General features: G+C 41.7%; 3 protein-coding genes. All 3 read left to right on the forward strand.

The window, feature by feature from the left end; all coding sequences use genetic code 11:
• The first annotated feature begins 309 nt into the window (after positions 1-309).
• The 3 genes from FOT98_RS28350 (at position 310) to FOT98_RS28360 (ending at position 2,046) form a co-directional block, all read left to right on the forward strand.
• Positions 310-612: an N-acetylmuramoyl-L-alanine amidase family protein gene (locus FOT98_RS28350; protein WP_002073809.1), complete on the forward strand. Its 303-nt coding sequence runs from the start codon at positions 310-312 to the stop codon at positions 610-612.
• A complete protein-coding gene (locus tag FOT98_RS28355; protein ID WP_228271847.1) occupies positions 545-1,513 on the forward strand; it encodes a spore germination protein in 969 nt (322 codons plus the stop codon). Before FOT98_RS28350 ends, FOT98_RS28355 begins: the two co-directional genes overlap by 68 nt.
• An 80-nt stretch (positions 1,514-1,593) precedes the next feature.
• The gene (locus FOT98_RS28360; protein WP_000226102.1) at positions 1,594-2,046 is read left to right on the forward strand and encodes a Ger(x)C family spore germination protein; all 453 of its coding nucleotides are present in this window, start codon (positions 1,594-1,596) and stop codon (positions 2,044-2,046) included.
• Positions 2,047-2,323 lie beyond the last annotated feature (277 nt).

The raw sequence follows: 2,323 nt of genomic DNA on the forward strand, positions 1-2,323 counted from the left end.
AATCCTGTAGTAATGATACAGTATATGCACAGAGAATCACTTAGGTGTTTTGTTAAGAAAGAAGCATCAATAATCAATCAGCCTACTGTCTAGATGAACAAGAGTTTGCCTGACCCACGAAAAATATGGAACATTAATTGCTGCTCATACATATGGTCTCGTATTTGGAAAATTTCTTAGCTTTAAAATAAATCATCTGATTCAATGAAATGTAATGCCTATCATCACCTATTTTTATATGTATCTCAGACGAATTCCTATACCTCCGTTACTCTTCGATCATATTTTATTTGTACGAGGTGGTGTAAAATGTTTAAATTATATTTAGATCCTGGTCACGGGAGAATGGACCCAGGAGCTATTGGCAATGGGATGCAGGAAAAAGAAATTACCTTAAATATTTCCCGTAGCATCCGAAATCTCTTGGAAAACCATTATGAAGGCCTGCAAATTAAAATGAGTAGAACAGCAGATATTACGCGCAGCTTGAAAGAACGTACAGATGATGCGAATGCTTTCGGTACGGGGGCCAAAGGATGGATTTGTGGAAGAAGTGGGAGTCAATGTGGCGTTAATTCGGAAACGAATCAAATCAACCAGCATGGTTTATGAAACGAAAAAAGTAGGCGTTCGCACGAAAACAACCGTTGCAATTCTTTACATGCGTGACATTGTTGATCCTAAGATTGTTCAAGATGTAAAGAATAAATTAGATGATCTTCACATTGACGGAGCATTTAGCGCCACTCAGCTAGAAGAATTAATGGAACCGACAAAAGCATTGTTTCCTTTGATGGGGTATACAGGCAGAGCAGACTTTACCGTGAACTGTATGCTCAATGGGCGTGTAGCGTTGATTGTGGATGGTACACCGGCTGCGTTGATTGCGCCTGCCAATTTATTTTTGCTTGTGAAAGCACCCGAAGATATCCACTTTACTGCTTTGGCAGCTACATTTGGTCAAACGCTTCGTTTACTTGGCTTGTCCGTATCGCTACTGCTTCCTGCATTTTTTGTTGCCATTCTTTCCTATCATCAAGATCAGCTGCCCTATTATCTACTTGCCACTTTGGGGATTAACCGGTTGGGAATCCCTTTTGATGTGGCAGTTGAAATGTTTATTGCACTTCTCTTCTTAGAAATCCTGCGGGAAGCTGGTATCCGATTGCCTTCTGCGGTCGGCTCCACGGTAACGGTTGTAGGAGGACTTATCCTGGGGGATGCGGCCATTCGTGCTGGATCCTTATCCCCAGGTATCGTTGTCATCGGAGCAATTACACAAATCTTTGGTTCAACTTTATCGAGCCTATCATTGGCTGGAACGATTAGTACCTTACGCTTTTTTCTTTTCATTCTGTCTGCCACGCTTGGCATTTATGGCTTCTTTCTTGGATTATTTATTGTGCTCAGCCATTTAGCCTCATTGCGTTCATGCGGCTTGCCTTACTTGGCCCCAATATCACCTCCATTTAAAGACTTGGCCAACGCTTTGTTTCGATTACCTTGGCCATAGCGAAACACTCGACCGGACATGTTGAAGACACGAGATTCTACAAGGCAAGGGGACAGGCATAAATGAGGAGATATAAAAGTATGGTTGCACTTTTCCTTCTTCTCACCCTTACCGGTTGCTGGAGCAGATATGAAGTGCAAAACATGAACTATGCTACGGCTGTTGGAATAGACTATGTCGATGGCCAATACACCTTGTATGTGCAATTGCTTGATTTCTCGACAGTGGCCAAGCTGGAGGGACAGCAAAAAGCGGAGCAGCCCCCGGTTTGGGTGGGCAAAGGCGAAGGTTCCTCGTTTACGGAGGCGGCAAATGATTTGTACAGTACATCACAACAACGCTTAAACTTGGGACAAATCTCTGCCATTTTGTTCAGCGAGAGATTGATGAAGGAAAACAAAGTCGGAGAAGTGCTGGAATTGATCAACCGTTATCGTGAAATAAGGTACTTGGCCTGGCTGTTTAGCACAAGAGAGCCTCCTGAAGAAATCTTGCTGGCAACCCCATTTTTTAGATTTTCGCCAAATGCATAAAAATAGTTGTTTACTTTTATGCGTTCAAACAGTTGATTTATCAACCTTATGGTAAAAGCAAACGACTTTATTGTAATAAAACAAACCGATTAGTAAACAACTTTATTGGTAAGGAAAGAACTTTATTGTCACTCAACAGTTTCGTCATGTTAAATTTTGCCTAGCGTATGTTTTGCGCTTTTTGTTGGTAGGACCCCATGCCCATCAACTTAAGAATTTTCACTACCCCCAAGTGACAAAAAACGTTATTCTTTCTAAAAAGCTAGCTAGAAAGGGT

It is taken from the genome of Bacillus sp. HY001, from assembly GCF_007558965.1.
Taxonomy (GTDB): domain Bacteria; phylum Bacillota; class Bacilli; order Bacillales; family Bacillaceae_G; genus Bacillus_A; species Bacillus_A mobilis.